Annotated in this window: 12 protein-coding genes; 10 read left to right on the top strand and 2 right to left on the bottom strand. The window is 61.0% G+C overall.

The features are described 5' to 3' along the window. Positions 1-168: 168 nt before the first annotated feature. Complete coding sequence (gene ftsH, locus CABTHER_RS07795) at positions 169-2,082, top strand: ATP-dependent zinc metalloprotease FtsH (RefSeq protein WP_049787484.1); 1,914 nt, start codon at positions 169-171, stop codon at positions 2,080-2,082. A 95-nt stretch (positions 2,083-2,177) separates the two neighbouring features. On the opposite strand, the gene CABTHER_RS07790 is transcribed toward ftsH, so the two are convergent. Then, positions 2,178-3,983, bottom strand: a complete 1,806-nt coding sequence (locus CABTHER_RS07790; protein WP_014100071.1) for a M61 family metallopeptidase — start codon at positions 3,981-3,983, stop codon at positions 2,178-2,180. Between the two features lie 178 nt (positions 3,984-4,161). On the opposite strand from CABTHER_RS07790, the gene CABTHER_RS07785 reads away from it, so the two are divergent. Both CABTHER_RS07785 and CABTHER_RS07780 read left to right on the top strand, forming a co-directional pair. After that, positions 4,162-4,932 (top strand): enoyl-CoA hydratase/isomerase family protein, encoded by a 771-nt coding sequence (locus CABTHER_RS07785; RefSeq protein WP_148263984.1) that lies wholly within the window; start codon positions 4,162-4,164, stop codon positions 4,930-4,932. A gap of 11 nt (positions 4,933-4,943) precedes the next feature. Further along, positions 4,944-5,975, top strand: coding sequence for a ThiF family adenylyltransferase (locus tag CABTHER_RS07780; RefSeq protein WP_014100069.1), 1,032 nt, complete (start codon positions 4,944-4,946; stop codon positions 5,973-5,975). On the opposite strand, the gene CABTHER_RS07775 is transcribed toward CABTHER_RS07780, so the two are convergent. Beyond that, a complete protein-coding gene (locus CABTHER_RS07775; RefSeq protein WP_014100068.1) occupies positions 5,970-7,481 on the bottom strand; it encodes a leucyl aminopeptidase in 1,512 nt (503 codons plus the stop codon). The genes CABTHER_RS07780 and CABTHER_RS07775 overlap by 6 nt on opposite strands. Before the next feature lie 153 nt (positions 7,482-7,634). On the opposite strand from CABTHER_RS07775, the gene CABTHER_RS07770 reads away from it, so the two are divergent. The 7 genes from CABTHER_RS07770 (at position 7,635) to CABTHER_RS07740 (ending at position 18,320) form a co-directional block, all read left to right on the top strand. Further along, on the top strand, positions 7,635-8,870 hold the full coding sequence (locus CABTHER_RS07770) for an Ig-like domain-containing protein (protein WP_014100067.1): 1,236 nt from the start codon (positions 7,635-7,637) through the stop codon (positions 8,868-8,870). A gap of 279 nt (positions 8,871-9,149) precedes the next feature. After that, a complete protein-coding gene (locus CABTHER_RS07765; RefSeq protein WP_014100066.1) occupies positions 9,150-10,205 on the top strand; it encodes a rod shape-determining protein in 1,056 nt (351 codons plus the stop codon). Between the two features lie 22 nt (positions 10,206-10,227). Continuing rightward, positions 10,228-11,124 carry a rod shape-determining protein MreC gene (gene mreC, locus CABTHER_RS07760; RefSeq protein ID WP_187288355.1) on the top strand — a complete coding sequence of 299 codons (897 nt, stop codon included), beginning with the start codon at positions 10,228-10,230 and terminating at the stop codon, positions 11,122-11,124. A gap of 32 nt (positions 11,125-11,156) precedes the next feature. After that, complete coding sequence (locus CABTHER_RS15775) at positions 11,157-11,768, top strand: rod shape-determining protein MreD (protein WP_148263983.1); 612 nt, start codon at positions 11,157-11,159, stop codon at positions 11,766-11,768. A 58-nt stretch (positions 11,769-11,826) separates the two neighbouring features. Next, the gene (gene mrdA / locus CABTHER_RS07750; RefSeq protein ID WP_014100063.1) at positions 11,827-13,752 is read left to right on the top strand and encodes a penicillin-binding protein 2; all 1,926 of its coding nucleotides are present in this window, start codon (positions 11,827-11,829) and stop codon (positions 13,750-13,752) included. Positions 13,753-13,782: 30 nt separating this feature from the next. Continuing rightward, complete coding sequence (gene rodA / locus CABTHER_RS07745; protein ID WP_014100062.1) at positions 13,783-14,928, top strand: rod shape-determining protein RodA; 1,146 nt, start codon at positions 13,783-13,785, stop codon at positions 14,926-14,928. Positions 14,929-15,335: 407 nt separating this feature from the next. Continuing rightward, positions 15,336-18,320 (top strand): Rne/Rng family ribonuclease, encoded by a 2,985-nt coding sequence (locus CABTHER_RS07740; RefSeq protein WP_014100061.1) that lies wholly within the window; start codon positions 15,336-15,338, stop codon positions 18,318-18,320. Positions 18,321-18,353: the final 33 nt, after the last annotated feature.

Here is an 18,353-nt window from a genome sequence, read left to right as displayed (position 1 = left end):
CCGCCAGTGAGACGACGCGACGGCTTTCCCTCGGAAAAGCCGTTCGTGTAAAGTCAGTGGCCCAACCCGGCGTGCCGACCCGGCGCACGCCACAAGCTTACGCAACGGCTTCTCGGTCAGCTTCACAGCGAGACAAGCGAAGACTGAAACGGAAAGGCAGGCGCGACGTTGAATACGGCAGTCCGACAAGTAGTTCTCTGGATCGTCATTATTGCTGGCGGTGTGTTGTTCTGGAGCTTGCTCCACCGCACCGGACAGCTCAAGGAAGACAACCCTGACTATGCGACCCTCATTAAGAAGATCGAGGCCAAGGAAATCCAGGAGGCCGTCATCTCGGATACGGAAGTCACGGGTAAGTATGTCAACGGCAAGCCGTTTCGGACTGACATCGTGGCTAACGTTTCCGGCGACTTGATGAAGCGCATGGCAGAGAAAGACATCAAGGTGCAGGGCAAGCCGGCCGCAAGCGGGATATGGTTGACCATTCTGCTGTACTACCTGCCGGTGTTCCTGCTCATTGGTTTTGTCTTTCTGATGATGCGCCAGATGCAGGGGAGCGGCAACAAGGCGCTTTCCTTTGGGCGAAGCCGGGCACGGCTGCTTTCCAACCAGGCCAAGCGCATCACCTTCAAGGATGTCGCCGGGGTTGAAGAATCAAAGGAAGAACTCCAGGAAATCATTGAGTTTCTCAAGGAACCGCAGAAGTTCCAGAAACTGGGCGGCCGCATTCCGAAAGGCATCCTGATGATGGGCCCGCCCGGAACGGGCAAGACGCTGCTGGCCCGCGCAGTCGCCGGCGAAGCCAACGTGCCGTTTTTCTCCATTTCCGGTTCGGATTTCGTGGAGATGTTCGTCGGCGTCGGGGCGTCGCGGGTGCGCGACCTGTTTGAGCAGGGCAAGAAAAATGCGCCGTGCATCATCTTCATTGATGAGATTGACGCCGTTGGCCGGCACCGGGGTGCCGGTCTGGGTGGCGGCCACGATGAGCGCGAGCAGACGCTCAACCAGTTGCTTGTCGAAATGGATGGCTTTGAATCCAACGACGGCGTCATCCTGATTGCCTCAACCAACCGGCCCGACGTGCTCGACCCGGCGCTGCTGCGGCCCGGGCGCTTCGACCGCCGGGTGGTCGTCAACCGTCCCGATGTCAAGGGACGCGAGGGGATTCTGGCCGTCCACACGCGCAAGATTCCGCTTGGGGACGACGTGGATATTTCCGTCATTGCCCGTGGCACACCCGGTTTCACCGGCGCTGACCTGGCCAACCTTGTCAACGAAGCTGCGCTCAATGCCGCCCGCAACAACCAGAAGTTTGTCACCATGCGGGATTTCGAGTGGGCCAAAGACAAGGTCATCATGGGCAGCGAACGGCGCTCGATGGTGATGTCCAACGAAGAAAAGCGCAACACGGCCTATCACGAAGCCGGACACGCGCTCGTCGGTATCAAAGTGCCGAATGCCGACCCGGTGCACAAAATCACCATCATCCCGCGCGGCATGGCGCTGGGCCTGACGCAGCAGTTGCCCGAAGCTGACCGCTACTCTCACACCCGCGAGTACATCGAGGGACAGATTGCCATCCTCATGGGCGGTCGCCTGGCTGAGGAAATCTTCCTCAATCACGTTACAACCGGAGCGGCCAATGACCTGGAGCGGGCCACTGAACTAGCCCGGCGAATGGTGTGCGAATTCGGCATGTCGCAACTCGGCCCGCTGACCTTTGGCAAGAAGGAAGAGCAAATCTTTCTCGGCCGCGAAATCGCGCAGCATCAGGATTACAGCGAAGACACGGCGATCAAGATTGACCAGGAAGTGAAACGCATCGTCATGGAGCAGTACAACCGTGCGCGGCAGATCATCCTGGACAACAAAGATGCGCTCGTGCGGCTGGCAGAGGCGCTGCTCGAACGTGAATCGCTTGATGCTATTCAGGTCCGGCGGCTGGTGGCCGGGCTGCCGCTGGATGACGAACCGACCGGCAGCAGTGACCGCGAAGAAGCCAAGACGGATGCGGTACGTCCCTCTGTTGTCAACCCACTGATTCCGCCCGTGGCGGCCGGGGACAATCCGGCAACCGCCTGAGTATGAGATGACGCCCACACATAGGGCGTGACACTTGAGCCTCCACGTCGCACACCGGTGAGCAGCGTGGAGGCTTTATTGTGCCGACGGCAAGCTCAACCGGATGCCGAAGCCAGACCCAACCAGGCCCGATAGAGCCGGGTCTGGGTAGGCGTTGGCGCTGACACAGGGCGTACCTGGAAATCCAGGCGCGTTTCTTTCTGAAGCGTCACTGCGAATTCCCGCAGCTTGCCGCGCCGGAACACCAGCACTCTGACGGTCTCGCCGGGTTGCCGCTGTTTCAGCAACTGGGGCACTGTGGTCAGCGTAGCCTGTTCGCCGTCAAGCGCCACAAGGATGTCGCCCCGGTCGAGACCCGCCTGGAAACCGGCCTCGCCGGGAAAGACATTGGCAATTACGGTCTGTTTCTCATCCCCGGACAACTCGATGCCCAGCGACGCTTTGGGCTGCGTGGGCGACAGCGTCTCGACGAGTTCCAGCCCGACGGCTGCCAGGTACTCCCCATAAGGCAGTTCGTCCGTGCCGTCCACATACCGCGCGAAGAAGTCGGTGTAACTCGTTCCGGCTACGGCTTCAACGGCCAGTTGCATGCCGTTTTCGGGATAGCCGCGCCCGCGTTCGGCATAAGTGGTGTACAGCCAGCGCATGGCGTCGTCGAGGGATTTGGCACCGCCAGTGCGTCGCCGGATGTCAAGGTCGAGCAGCAGCGCCACCAGCGCCCCCTTGGTGTAGAAATCCACCCGCACATTGGTGTCGTCCGGCGTCAGCCAGGCGTCAAAACTGGCAGCCGTGACCGGTGTGACAAGTCGCCCCGGCGTCCGTTGCTGCGTGGCAATCGTCGTTCCCAGGGCGCGCAGGTAGTCCTCAACCGACAGCACGCCCGCCCGCCGACACAGCAGATCGTCGTAGTAACTCGTCACCCCTTCCGCCACCCAGAGGTTGCGGGTGTACACTTCCTGACTGTAATCAAAGGGCCCCAGCACCTGCGGACGGATGCGCTTGACATTCCAGGCATGGAAAAACTCGTGCGCCGTGATGTTGTAGAAACGCTGGATACGTTCCGCAAACACGCTTGCCGGGACGGTGATGCTCGTCGAGTTGAGGTGCTCGACGCCGTGAAAACGGCCGCCGGGGATGACGTGGTAGAGAAACCAGTAGTCGGCAAAGGGCGCTTTGCCGCCGAACATCTCCACCGTCACCGCCACGATGCGCCGTATGGACTCAGCCAGTTCGGTCAGCGGAAGGCTCACCGGCCCCTGGAACGCCATAAAGTAGGCCGTGCCGGCATGCTCAAACCGAACGATGTCGAGGGTTGGACTGGCAATGCCGGGCGCGTCCGCCAGCGTGTCGTAGTCGGGCGCTTCATAGACAAACGGTTCGGCGACTTTTCTGAGCGGACAGGCACAGCGCCAGCCGGCGGGCAGCGTCAGCGACAGGCGCGCCGAAAGGTCTTTTTTCCCAACGACATACATCAGCAGGTTGGTGCCGTTCCAGTACAGCTCCTCGTCGTTCCAGAGCGTCGAGCCGGCATCGAGGGTGTTGGCATAGCAGGCGTAGGAGATGCGGACTTCACGGCTGGCGCCACACTGGACGCGCCACGTGGATTTGTCAGTTTTTTCCCACGGCAGCGGCCGTCCGGTCTGGTCGGTTGCCCGGAAGTCGCGGATGTTCCGCGCGTAGTTTTGAATCTGGTACCGTCCCGGACGCCAGGCCGGAAGCGCCACATCAAGGTGCCTGACCGGTTCCGGCGGGGCGTAACGCAGGGTGACGGTGATGAGATGGCTGTTGGGCGCCTGTGGAACAAGGTCATAGACCACGGTTGGTCTGGCGGTTTGGGCCTGCCCTGACCCGGCAAGTGCGAAAAGAAAGGTGAGCCAGAGCCAGGCGTACGGCGTGCACATCCGTCGCCAAACGGCAGAGTGGAAGCAAAGCTGGATGGACATCGGGCGTCAGTCACTGTGGGGAAATTTGGAAGGCATGGTGAATGGCGGGTAATCTAGCGAAAGTCCCCTGCGGCGGATAGCCATCCATTTCTGGAGAGATTCGGTGCCGCCTTTGGCCGCGCCGAAGGAAGAAACCATGAGCGACACACCGAACAGCCTTCTCTACGACGTTGCCGACGGAATTGCCACGGCGACGCTGAACCGTCCTGAAAAACGCAACGCGCTTGATGCCGGCATTCTGAATGGGCTGCGGGCGGCGGTGCAATCGGCCGCGCAGGACCCGGACGTGCGCGTTCTGGTGGTGACTGGCGCCGGAAAGGACTTCTGCGCCGGGGCTGACCTGGCGGCGCTGGAAGCCATGACCGGGCAGGACATCATGCAGCACCTGGGGGATGCGGAAACCCTTGTCCATTTGTTCACCGCCATGCGCGCCTGTCCGAAGCCGATTGTAGCGCGTGTCCGGGGACGGGCGCTGGCGGGCGGCTGTGGGCTGGCTTCGGCCTGCGACCTCATTGTGGCAGAGGAAACGGCGCAGTTTGGTTATCCCGAAGTCAACATCGGCTTCGTCCCGGCCATGGTCATGGCCATTCTGCGACGCAATCTGGGCGAAAAGCGGGCGCTCGAATGGGTGCTCACCGGGGAGATTCTTTCGGCCCGGCAGGCCCACGAGTGGGGACTGGTCAACCGCGTCCTGCCGGGCGATACCTTTGATGAAGCCTTTGCGGCGTACATCAAACAGCTCGCAGCCCGAAGCAGCTCGGCCATGCATCTGACGAAGCGGCTGCTCTACCACATGGACGGCCTCAGCTTTGAAGCCGCGCTGCGCAGCGGCGCCGATGTCAACGTCATTGCCCGGCATACGGCCGATTGCCGCGCTGGCGTCGCCAAATTTCTCAGGAAAGGCTGACGGCGGACGGGATGCGTGAACGGTACTCCCGCCAGGAACGGTTTGCCGAAATCGGCCCGGAAGGGCAGGCGCGGCTCGCTCAAGGGCGGGCGCTGGTCGTGGGATGCGGTGCATTGGGTTGTGCGCTGGCCGACATGCTCGTGCGGGCTGGCGTCGGTACGGTCCGTCTCGTGGACCGGGATTTCGTCGAGTGGTCGAATCTCAACCGGCAAATCCTGTTTGATGAAGCTGATGCGCGGGAGCACCGTCCCAAGGCGCGCGCGGCCGAACAGCGGCTGCGGGCTGTCAACAGCGCCGTCAGGGTCGAGGGCATCATTGCCGATGTCGCGCCGGATACGGTGGAAGCCCTCGTGGCCGCGGCCGATGTTGTCCTCGATGGCACGGACAACTTCGAGACGCGCTATGTCCTCAACGATGCCTGCGTCAAGCACGGGAAACCGTGGATTTATGGCGCGGCTGTCGGCAGCCAGGGGGCGACGATGACCATCCGGCCGGGTGAAACGCCCTGCCTGCGCTGTGTTTTTGAAGAACCGCCGGACGCAGCCCTGATGCCAACCTGTGAGACGGCCGGAGTCATTCTGCCGGTGATCCAGACGGTGGCGGCTGCCCAGGTGGTCGAGGCCCTGAAGCTGCTGACGGGCCAGGCGGCAGCCTGTCGGCACAACCTCTGGCAGGTGGATGTCTGGAGCGGGCGGCAGACGACGCTGGCCCTGTCGCCCAACCGCCGCCGCGCGGATTGTCCCTGCTGCCAGCTCCGGCGGTTTGATTTCCTGACGGTCGAACAAACGACGTTCGCCGCCACGCTGTGCGGACGTGAGGCCGTGCAGGTACGTCCGGCGCGCCCGCCCGCCAGCGCGCTCGATTTTGCCCCTTTGGCCGAGCGCCTGCGGCCCCTTGGCGAGGTTCGGCATAACGCCGATGTGCTGCGCTTTACCGTCGAGGGGCTGGAAGCCACGCTGTTTCAGGATGGCCGCGCCATCATCAAAGGGACTTCCAGCCCCGACCGGGCACGCGCTTTTTATGCCCGATACTTCGGGCTATGAGCCGGGAGTGCCGTTGGCGGCGTGGGCGCGTGCCAGAACGAACTCAACCAGCGTTCCCACGCCAAAGCCCGTCGGCCCTTTGGGAAGATGCGGTTTGTTTTCCATGTTCCAGGCCATGTTGGCGATGTCGAGGTGCGCCCAGGGGACATCGCCCGCAAATTCCCGCAGAAACCAGGCCGCCGTGATGCTGCCGCCGTATTTGCCGCCGACGTTTTTGATGTCCGCAATGTCGCTTTTGATGAGTTCCCGGTACTCGTCATCGAGCGGCAGCGGCCACACCCGTTCATCGGCCGCACGGGCGGCTGCCTGGAGTTCCTCAACCATGTTGGGATGGTGGCTGAACAGTCCGGCGTAGCGAAGTCCCAGCGCAACGGCAATGGCCCCGGTCAGGGTCGCCAGGTCCACCATGCAGGTGACACCCAGCCGGCGCGCATAAGCCATGGCATCGCACAGAATGAGCCGTCCTTCGGCATCCGTGTTGATAATTTCGACGGTTTTCCCCAGCATGGTCCGCACGACATCGCCCGGACGGGTGGCTTTGCCGGAAGGCATGTTCTCACAGCTCGGAACGATGCCAATGACGTTGAGGTTGGGCTTGAGCTGGGCAATGGCGCGCATCGCCCCAAGGACAGCCGCCCCGCCGGCCATGTCGTACTTCATCTTTTCCATGTTTTCGGCCGGTTTGAGCGAGATACCGCCGGTGTCGAAGGTGATGCCCTTGCCGATGAGACCGATGGTTTCACGTCCGCCGCCGTTGGGAGGGCTGTAGCGTACGGTAATCAGCCGTGGTTCCTCGACCGAGCCGCGCGCCACGGCCAGCAGCGCCTCCATTCCAAGGTCGCGCATTTTGTCTTCGTTGAGGATGTCCGTTTGCAGGCCCACGTCGTTGGCCATTTCCTGGGCGTGATGGGCAAGGTGGGTGGGGGTCATCCGGTTGGCTGGCTCATTGACGAGAAACCGCGCAAAGTTGATGGCTTCCCCCAGAATGCTGCCCCGGCGGATACCCTCGTGGATGGCGTCATCGGCGGTTTCGGTTACAACCGTCAGCGTCTCGACCTGAACCGGGCGCGTGTCCTCGGTGCGGTAACAATCCACAGGGAACGTCGCCAGATGAGCGCCGATCACCGCGGCCTGGACAAAGGACTGGGGCGGGAGTGCGCCCCACCGTGGAAGCAGACCAAAACGTCGCGCGCCCTGCATTCCGTGGGCGCGAATTGCGGCAGCCACACTTTCACGCATCGTCTGGGTCGTCAGCTTGTCGGCCGCGCCGACGCCCATCAACACCAGCCTGGTGGCATATAAGCCGGGCGTCAGGTGCAGGGTGAGCAGTTGCCCTGATTTGCCCATCATCTCAGCTGTACCCAGCACGGCCGACAGACGTTCGCCAACAGAAGGGAGACTTTCGTTGAGAGAACCGGAGTTGGAGACATCCTCGGTAAAGACCGGCACGAGGAGGACATCAACGGTGGTTTGTACCAGGGGCTGGCAGTGAATGGACAAATGCATGGTGTAAGTGACTCCAAGTACAGGGCAGGATAACAAGTTTCAGGCACATTTTGATTTTGCACAGTTGGCTGTGTTATAGCGATAGCGTGTGGTGGGAGCGCTCTCAGTGCCGCACGAGGCAACGGATTCAGTCAACCAAGTGGACGGTGTTCAATGTACGTCCAACCGGGCAATAAAAACGCCGCCTCGACCAAGTTCAAGCGTCCGATCGTGGAATGGTATCTCATCTCCCGCCGGACGCTTTACCAAATTATTGCCGGGTTTTTACTGCTTGTTGGCGCAATTGTCGGGTTGTATCTCTGGAAACGTCACCAGGAAGCCCTTGCCGGACAATTTGAAACTCAAGGGGCCCGCCTGGTTCAGGTGCTGGGCACAGTCAACATCAAGCGGGCACGGACCAATCAGCTTGAACCGGCGACCCCCAACACCATCCTTGAGCCAGGTGATGTCATTTATACAGCTTCGGACGGGGCCGCCGTCATCCAGTATGTTGACCGCAGCGTTCTGAAGATGAAGTCGGATTCGACGGTCATGGTTCAGGAAAACGCCAAGAACGCCAAGACCGACCAGCAGGTGGTGCGCAACCGGGTCGAAGGCGGCACGGTCAATATCAGCACGGGGACCATTCAGACGGCAGAGGATGTCAACGAGCTGGCATCGAAGAATATCAAGTTCAGCGTAACGCAGAACTCCAGTGCCGAAGTCAACGTGGAGGGCGAGCGGGTGCGGGTCAGTGTGGAGCGCGGGGAACTCCGCTCGACGACCGACCGGGGCGTGACGGAAAGTATCCGTACCAACACAACTGTGGAGTATGACCGGGATCAGAAAGTGGGGGAATACACCCTGTTGTCGCCGCCCCGTCCGGCATTGCCGGAAAATGCCTCCATTATCCCACTGGAGTATGGCAAGCCGCTGCCGGTGACCTTTGCCTGGGGGACGGTGACGGACGCTCCCTATTACCAGCTCCAAGTTGCCAGCTCTCAATACTTTCTCGACCGCGCCCTGGTTTTTGAGAAAGATACTGCTACGCCTGGGTTCACGTGGAACGTCAACTCGCAGAGCGGCACGTACTGGTGGCGGGTGCGGGCCGTGGCGCGGGATGGGCGTCCTGGCGTGTGGAGCGAGGAGTACCGCCTGACGTTTGTTCCCCGGCAGCCAGGAGTATCTGACACGCCTATCTACATAGAGAAGGTACAGGTCGCACGGGTTGCGGCTGGTATCTACAAAGTTGCAGGAGAAACCGAACCGGGGGCGGAAATCCGCATCAACGGGCGCGTTGCCCCTGTGGACGGTGATGGGCGGTTCTCCATTATTCTGCCCGGCCAAACATTTCGCATTGTCGCTACAGACGCTCGTGGGCGGCGAGGTGAAAAAGTTGTCACCCGCTGAGCTTGACCGCCCCTGGGCAGGCTTTGGCCAGGGAGATCGCATGGGCTTCGCCCACCGTGGTCTATGGGCCGCTGCTTCCCGGCTGGTTGGAGGGCTGACAGTCGGAAAAATTCCGAACTTGGGGCGCTGCGTTTCTTGACAATGGTTCAAAAGTGAACAAGCTTTCAAGGGCAGTGTTTTGAGAAGTCGGGCCCTCCGGTGGGCCTCGCCAAAAGCTGCGCTTGGGCGCGCTGTCATGGCCGCTCTGAACCTGTTGGCTGGGAATGATACGTTTAACTGATGAAACTGCGTTCTATCTTCAACTACTTTTCCAATGACCTGGCGATTGACCTGGGAACGGCCAACACGCTGGTGTATGCCAAAGGCCGTGGGGTTGTTGTCAGTGAGCCATCCATTGTCGCCATCAACAAGATCACCCACCAGGTTGAGGCCGTTGGTAAGGAAGCCAAGGAAATGATTGGGCGGACGCCGGGGAACATCGTGGCGATTCGCCCGATGAAAGATGGCGTTATCGCCGATTTTGAAGTGACCGAGAAAATGCTCCAGCACTTCATCCGGCGTGCGCACAACGGGAAGTCGTGGGTGTCGCCACGGGTGGTCATCGGCGTGCCGGGTGAGATTACCCAAGTTGAACTGCGGGCGGTTGAAGATGCTGCTTACCGGGCGCGGGCAGCGGAGGTGTATCTGGTCGAGGAAGCCATGGCCGCGGCCATTGGCGCAGGGCTGCCCATCACCGAACCATACGGCAACATGATTGTGGACATCGGCGGCGGTACAACCGACATTGCCGTGATTTCGCTTTCCGGCATTGTGTATTCCCGTGCCGTGCGGGTGGCAGGCAACGAACTCGACGAAGCCATCGCCCAGTTCATCAAGCGCAAGTACAACCTGCTCATCGGCGAACGGACGGCCGAGCAGGTCAAAATCGAGTTGGGGTCGGCGTACCGTTTGGAAGAGCGTCTCACGATGGAGATTCGCGGACGTGACCTTATCGAGGGGATTCCCAAAACGATCACGATTTCTGACGAGGAAGTGCGTGAGGCCATGGCGGAGCCGATTGCTACCATCGTCAACGCGGTGCGGGTGGCGCTGGAACGAACGCCACCGGAACTCTCAGCCGATATTGCCGACCGGGGGATTGTCCTGACCGGTGGTGGAGCGTTGCTCAAGGGCCTTGACAAACTTCTGATGAAGGAAACGCGCGTTCCTGTGACCCTGGCTGAAAACCCGCTGTCGTCCGTTGTGCTTGGCACCGGCAAGATGTTGGGTGACTTTGAGCTGCTCAAACGGGTGAGTCTGGGAGGCGCTTACGCCAAGCACATGATTGCCAACTGAGCCTGGGGGCCGGATGTTGCACTTGCCCTCTCCATTGCAGAAGCTCGACCCGGCGCGCCGGGTTGCCTTGCTCGTGGCCGGTTTGCTTCTGGCGCAGTTTCTGCTGATGTCCCTCCATGCCCGTGCCCGTACCCTCGGACAAAGCCTGCCGCGGGTGGCGCTTCTGACGGTACTCCAGCCGCTCCAGAAGGCGTCTGATGCCGTGATCACAACGGTGGTATCCGCCTGGAAGGGATATGTGGACCTACGCGGGGTCTATGCCGCCAACCAGCGTTTGCAGGCCGAAAATGATCGCCTGCGGCGGCTGCTGGTGGAGCGCGAGCGCGAGGCGTTGGACGGGCAGCGGTTGCGCGAACTGCTGGCCCTGAAGCAGTCTGCGCCGGCGCCGACGGTTGTGGCCAATGTCATTGGTGGCGACGGCACTCCGTGGTTCCGGCAAATCCTGCTCGACAAAGGCTCGCTGGATGGGGTGCTCATCAATGCACCGGTCGTCACGCCCCAGGGGCTGGTCGGGCGGGTGGTGGCCGTCGGCCCAAACGTGGCCGTGGTACAGACCATTGCCGACGGGCAGGCCGGACTGGGTGCGACCCTGGCCGTATCACGGGTGAATGGCGAACTGCGCGGGCAGAATCAGCCGCTGTGCCGGTTGGATAATGTCTCCGGCCTGACAGATGTCAGCGAAGGCGAGATGGTACTCACAAGCGGTCTCGACGGTGTGTATCCGAAGGGACTTATCATCGGTACTGTGGAGACGGTCGAACGTGGCTCCGGTGCCGGACTCCACCGCATCCAGGTGCGCCCGGCGGCTCCTCTGGAGCGCCTGGAAGAAGTGGCCATTCTCCCTCCGACCATTCGGGTAACGGTTTCAGACCTCCTGCGCCCCTCGCCCACAGCCAAGCAGCCATCCAAAAGTAAATGAATCATTGTTCCTGAGAAGTCAGTCAGCACACCATGTTATCCCCCTACGTCATGCGCCAGTCACTTCCCCAGCGCCGCGCTAGTACCACCTTCATCGTGCTGGAGCTTGGGCCGACGGCGCGTGTCGTCATTGCGCTGTTGCTTATGGTGGCGCTGCAAACCATGCTGGTCCGCCTGCCCTATCTTGGCCCGTTCTTCGAGTATGTGGATTTCATCCTCATTTTGACCGTCTTCGTTGGTGTGCAGCCGCGTGCCCTGCGCGCCGCCCTGGTCGGGATGACCGGTGGCCTGTTGCAGGACCTGGTGTGGGGGGTACTCTATGGTGCCAGCGGCTTTACCAAGATGCTCATCGGCTACGCGCTGGCCGTGGTCAGTGTCAAGTTTTCGCTGGACAGCAAAGCGACACGCTTGCTGGTGCTGCCGCTGTGTTCCGTCGTCAACACGGGATTATTTGCCTTTTTCCTGTACTTTTTTTCGATGTTGCCGCCCGGAACGACGTTGCGGGATGTCGTCCGGGTGGGGATGTTCGCCCTACTGGGGAATGGTCTGGCGGGGATAGCCCTGTTTCCCCTGGGTGATCGCTGGTTGGGTAAGTGGATTGCCGTCCGTAGCACGGATGAACCGCTGGCGCCGCGCGCCTTTTGACCATACCTTCTGCACCTGGGACCCGGCGCTGCGGATGTTTTCCTGATGTCCCTCCCCCATGACGCCGCACTTTTCAGCTCCGCCACCCTCTTTCAATCCACGGCTCCGGTTGCTGGCGCTTCAGGCCGGCATTGTGGCGGCTTTTGTTGTTCTGGCCCTGCGCCTGTGGAGCATGCAGGTCGTTCACCACGAGGACTATGTCAAACAGGCCGAAAACAACCGCGAGCGCAAGATTCCCATCGTGGCACCGCGCGGCAACATCCTTGACCGCCACGGAAATGTCCTGGTGGACAGCCGGCCGACGTTCAGCCTGATGGTGAACCGGGAAGACATTCAGGATGAAGCTGAAACGCTGCGTATTCTGGCGGAGGAGTTCGGGGTGGCACCAGAGTATGCCCGGCAGCAACTCCGCTCGCCAGCGGCGAGAATTCGTCCGGTTGAAGTCAAATCCAACATCACCGATGCCGACCGGGCCAAAGTTGCTGTGCTGGATTATGAACACCCGGAGTTTCTCGTCGAACTGCGTCCTCAGCGGAAGTACCCCCACGGGGAGTTGGCCTGCCACGTTCTGGGTTACGTAGCCGAGGTCAGTGAAGCCCAGCTCAAGCGGCCGGAATTTGACTACTGTCGTCCGGGGGACAAGGTCGGGCAGTCCGGGTTGGAGCGGTTCTACAACCGTATTCTCATGGGGCGGGATGGGTATCGGCGCATTATTGTTGATCGGCGTGGGCGCTTCGTGCGTGAAATCGAGACGGTACCTCCCGTTGCCGGTCAGGACATTGTGACCACGCTCGATCTGGACTTGCAGCGGGTGGCGGAAGAGCGGCTCAAGGCGCTGAAACTGGATGGAACCATTGCCGTCATGGACCCGCGCAATGGGGAAATGCTGGCGCTGGCTTCAATGCCGGGCTATGACCCCAACCTGTTTGCTGCCGGTATTTCACGGGCCGACTATGCGCGGTATGCCAACGACAAGCATAAGCCACTGCGCAACCGCGCCATCCAGGACATTTATCCGCCGGGTTCGACCTGGAAAATCATCATGGCTGTGGCCGCCATGCGGGCTGGCGTGCTCAAGCCGACGGACCGCCTGCTGTGTGGTGGAGGGATCAACGTTGGCGGCCGCCATGTCCGGTGCATGGGCAGTCACGGAATGCCACCGCTGCCCACGGCCATTGCCAAGTCCTGTGATGGCTGGTTTTACCGGCTGGGTATCAAGCTCGGTCTGGACAATCTCCGCACCTACGCTTCGGAGTTGGGCGCCGGAGAGTACACCGGTATTGATCTGCCCAATGAGTTCAAGGGCTACATTCCGAGTCTCGAACTCAAGGCGGCCACTGTGCGGCGCACGATGCCGAATGCCACCCCGGCCCAGTACCGCTGGACCGATGCGGATTCTGTTTATGCTTCCATTGGGCAGGCTATGGTACGCCCGACGCCCCTGCAGATGCTGCGGTCGGTCGCCGGCATTGCCATGCGGGGAGAGTTTCATACGCCGCACTTTCTGCTTGAAGCGCGTCCCACGCAGGAACGCCCTGGTGTGACCTTCAAGGATCAGGTCAAGCGGATTGAACTCCCGGATGACTACTGGGAGGCCGTGATAGAAGGGATGTGGGGGGCGGTCAATGCCGGTGGGACAGCCTCCGGTTCGGCGCTGCGTGACCCGGAAACCGGTTTTGAGATGTGTGGCAAGACGGGGACGGCCCAGGTGGTCAGCAAACTCAAAGCCTCCAAGCTCGAAGAGCGCGATCACTCGTGGTTCGTCGGTTTCGGCCCACGGGATAAACCGGAAATCGCCGCCATTTCGCTCGTCGAGCACGGCGGTTTTGGAGCCAAGGTTTCCGCGCCCAATGTACGGGCGGTGTTTGAAGCCTGGTTGAGGAAGAAAAAGGGACTCCCGGTGCAGATCGGGTCAGCCGACGCTGCGGGAGCTGTCCGTCCGGCGGCACGTCTGAGGACACAGCCCCAGACGACGGCGCGTTGAGGGTTGTCCCAAGAAAGCAGGTGCGGGCACATGCCGGAACGTCCCTGGCGCGATTTTGATTGGCCCCTGCTCGTGGCGCTGACCCTGTTGTGTGGGGTCAGCCTGGTGGCGCTCTACAGCATTGATGCCGCGCCGGGCGAGGCGACGGAGTGGCATCAGAAGTTCTGGTTCAAGCAGATGCTGTGGTGCGGCATTGGTTATGTCGTCTTTTTCTGGGTGACACGCCTGAACTTTCAGCGGGTCTTCGATGCCGCGCCATACATCTATGCCGTCACAGTTCTGTTGCTCATTGCCGTCCTCATTGTCGGGGTGAAAATCAATGGTCAGCGGTGCTGGATTCGGCTCGGGCCGTTAGGAACGCTTCAGCCTTCGGAGTTTGCCAAACTGGGCACCATCCTGCTCGTGGCGCGGATTCTACGCCCCATCAGTCTCCAGGGAGTGACGTGGCCGCAGTTGGCGCTGGTCGCGGTCGTGACGCTGATTCCGGTCGGTCTGACGCTCCAGCAGCCAGACACCGGTACGGCCCTGACCTTCTTCCCGCCAGTGCTCGTCATGGTCTTTTTGAGTGGTATTTCGGTGCGGTGGGTGGTGGGGTCGGCCGTTGCCAGTCTCATCCTTGGCCCGCTGCTCTTTGTGTTTCTGGTTGAACCCCGGCTCAAGCAGTACCAGCGGGACCGAATCAATGTCACCTGGAACGCCATTTTTCATCCCGAACGCCTTCAGGACCGGCAGACGCGCGAGGGGTTTGGCTATCAAACCCTGCAATCCATGATTGCCGTTGGGTCAGGGGGGATTCTGGGGCGCGGATTTCGGGGCGGCACCCAGAGCCAGGGCGGCTTTGTTCCGGCCCATCACTCGGATTTCATTGCCTCGGTGATTGCCGAGGAGTTTGGACTGGTGGGGTCTCTGGGTGTTCTTGCGCTGCTTCTTTTCGTCATACTACACTCTGCCAACGTTGCGGGACGTTCACGAGAACGATTTTCAATGCTCGTCCTGGCGGGCTACATGACGCTTCTGGCGTTTCATGTCATTGTCAACTTCGGCATGGTCGTGGGGCTTGTTCCCATCATTGGGATACCGTTGCCGTTGTTGAGTGCAGGCGGCTCGTCATTGTTGATGACGTTCGTGAGTTTGGGTTTGGTGGCGAACGTGTACGGAAGGCGCTTCTCGAATTAGGACATCCTCCCCCCCCCGGTCGAGGTTGATGAAGAAAAAAGCTTGACCCGCTGCCGGTGGAGTTTCAGCGGTGAGAGTTGCCGGGTGTGGCTATCGTGAGCCTGGGATGTTTCACCGGCGATGCCAGACTGGTGATGCCAGGCACAATGACGGGTTTTGGCTGCCAGCGCTTCTGGATGCGTGCTTTCCTTGCCCTGTTCGCTGACTGGTTCTCGTCGCTATCCGCAAACATACCTGTGGCTTTCCGGGGCGCACCGGCATTGACCCGGCCGTGTGCCGGCGGGTCGGCCTGACACACGCTGGCGCTGCTGCGAAAAGAATGATGCGCCAACGGTCAAGGATGACACCGACCTTGGTTGCGTGTCTGACCAGCCACAGCAGAAACATATCGAGGAATAGCTCCAAATATGAACAAGGAAATGATCATCAGCGTGAACGCTTATGAAAAGCGGGTTGCGATTCTGGAAAATGGTGTCGTCGTCGAATTCTACATCGAGCGGGCCGATGAATCCAAAGCCGTCGTGGGCAACATCTACAAGGGCAGGGTACGCAAGGTTCTCCCCGGAATGCAGTCGGCCTTTGTGGACATCGGGCTGGAGCGGGATGCCTTTCTCTACGTCGGGGACTTTTTCGAGGAAACCGAAGAAGACCTCGACACAACGGAACCCCTTCCCCGGTTGCCTGCTGAACGAAGCGAACGCCCGGAACGTCAACCCGAACCAGCACGGCGGGAGACGAACGGGCGGCGCAGCGGACGCGACCACCGTTCTGAAGTGACAGAACCGCCGGCCGTGACAGGGATTCGTGAGGCAACGGCTGTTGATCTGGAGCCCACGGAAGAAGCGGTGGCTGTGCCGCCTGTCTCGGAAGCTCCCGGTGAAGCAGGTGCGGCTGGAGAAAGCCCGGTGGATGATGTCAGGGTGGAGACGCCCCTGCTGTCTTCACTTTTGGGGTCGGCTGCCGGGGCGCAGTTTGAACGGGTCAGTGATGATGACACGATAACAAGTCAGGAAGCTTCATCTGTCCGTGGCGAGTCAGGGCAGAGGGTGGTTGCAGAGGAAGCTGCCAGCGGGGAAGACCGTCTCGAAATCGAGCGGGAGGCGCTGGCGGAAGCCATCGAACCGGGTGCGCCCCGTGAACGACGGCGCGGCCGGCGCAAGGAGGTCATCGGTGAGGAAAAGAAAAAAAGCTCACGTCGCCGCAGTCGGAAAGTCGAAGACGAAGTTGCAGAATTGATCACCGCCGAGACTTCGGCAGCAGGGCCGCCGGCGGTGGAAGTTCAGTTTGAGCGCGTGCGCGATGATGATTACGAAGAAGAAGCCGGCGACCTGCTCAAGGATGCCATCATCCAGCAAAAGATCATCGCCCAAACCCGTATTGAAGAGCTGACCACCACCTCTGAAGAACCGGCACCGGAGCCGGTTGAAGCCGCGACCAGTGATGCGCCAACCATTGAACCGCTGACCTTGGGCTATGAGCGGATTGCCGATGACGATGAGCCATTAACCACCGGCGCTGAACCGTTCACGGAAGAGACCGAGTCTGCCACAGGCGATGCGGCACTTCTGGCTGTGCCGGTTGAAACAACGTCTGTTCCTGAGCCATCCGCCACATCAGATGCTGTGACCACTGAAGCTACGCCGGCGGAAGCGATGCCGGTGCAAACCGGAGCAGCGGATATTGGCGAAGCCAGCCCTCAAGAGGAAATGGAAACAGGCAGGGCCGGAGACGGCGAAGAAAAGGCACAGGGTGATACGGCCCAGCTTCAGGTACGTCCGTCGCAGGCCGAATTCCCGCCACGGCGTGGTCGCCGGGGCCGGCGGCGCAGCGGTGCACGCACGGCCGTCACCCCAGGGGATGAATCCGCTGAGTCGGATGACCGGAGTGATACCCCGGAAGAAACTGCCGAGCCGAGCGCCACACCGGAAGCTGAATCACACCGGCCCGATCCCGACCGGCTGCCTGAAAACGGCAACACCGGTGGTACGCCAGGGGAGCCGGCTGTGGTGGTGCGGGAGATTCCGGTGAGTGCGGAGTCGCTTTCCCTCATCGAAGCCCAGAATGCTGTTGAGTCCCGTCCTGATCTCCGCGCTGGACGGGAGGCGCGTCCGGCAGCACGTCCGGCGCGGGAAGACCGTCGCGACCCTGACCTGCCACGTCGGCAGCCGGCCATTACGGAGTTGCTGCGCGAAGGGCAGGAAATCATCGTCCAGATTGCCAAGGAGCCAATTGGCCTCAAAGGCGCCCGGATTACTTCGTATGTGTCCCTTCCGGGGCGTTACCTCGTGTATCTGCCAACTATCAACCACATCGGGGTTTCACGTAAGATTTCAACCGAACAGGAACGGGCGCGGCTCAAGCGCACGATGACCATGTTGCGGGAGCGGGAAGGCGTCACAGGCGGGTTCATTGTGCGGACCGCCTGCGAGGGCCGTTCGGAGCAGGACCTGTGCGATGACATGCTCTACCTGGCCCGCACGTGGCGCGACATCCGGCGCCGGGCCGAGCAGGCCCGGGCGGGAACGGTGCTCTGCCGTGAACTGGACCTTGTCCAGCGTTTGCTGCGCGATCACATGTCGAGTGACTTTTCGGTTATTCGGGTGGATGATCCGGGCGAATACACCAACATCGTGGATTTCATCAACCGCTTCCAGCCCAAACTCGTGGACCGGGTGCGGCTCTACACGCGGAATCGGCCGATTTTCGAGGAATACAACATCCAGCCTGAAATCGAAGCCGCCCTCAAACCACGGGTCTGGCTCAAGTCGGGTGGTTTCATCGTCATCAATCAGACGGAGGCGCTCGTGGCCATTGATGTGAACACGGGCAAATTCGTCGGCAAGTCGAACCGTCTGGAGGACACGATCACCCGGACCAATCTGGAAGCCGCGGCAGAAATCGTCCGCCAAATCCGGTTGCGTGACTTGGGCGGGATCATCGTTCTGGACTTCATTGACATGGAAGACCGCCGGAACCGCCAGAAGGTCATGCAGGTACTGGAGCAGGCGATGAAGGCTGACCGGTCGCCTTCCAAGATTACGTCCTTCAATGATTTCGGGCTGGTGGCCATTACACGCAAGCGGGTCCGCCAGAGCCTCGAACGGATGCTGAGTGAGCCGTGTCACTACTGTGGCGGCAGCGGCATGATCAAGTCGGCGCAGACGATGTGCTACGAAATTCTGTCGGACGCCAAGCATCTCGCCAAGGAAAAGGCCGCTTCGAGCCAGGTGTTCAGCGAGGTGACGTTGCGGGTGAGTCCGGCGGTTGCCGACCTGCTGCGGGGCGCTGAATCACGGGTGCTGCGGGAAATCGAATTCAGCTTCGGGGTCCCTGTCACCCTGCACAGTGACCCGAACATTCACCAGGAACGTTTCGATTTCGCCTTCATGTAAGCCACGGATGGCCGCCACGGCGGGCCTGCCTGC

Origin of the sequence: Chloracidobacterium thermophilum B, from assembly GCF_000226295.1 — a bacterium.
GTDB lineage: Bacteria > Acidobacteriota > Blastocatellia > Chloracidobacteriales > Chloracidobacteriaceae > Chloracidobacterium > Chloracidobacterium thermophilum.
This window is presented reverse-complemented; position numbering and strand designations above follow the sequence as displayed.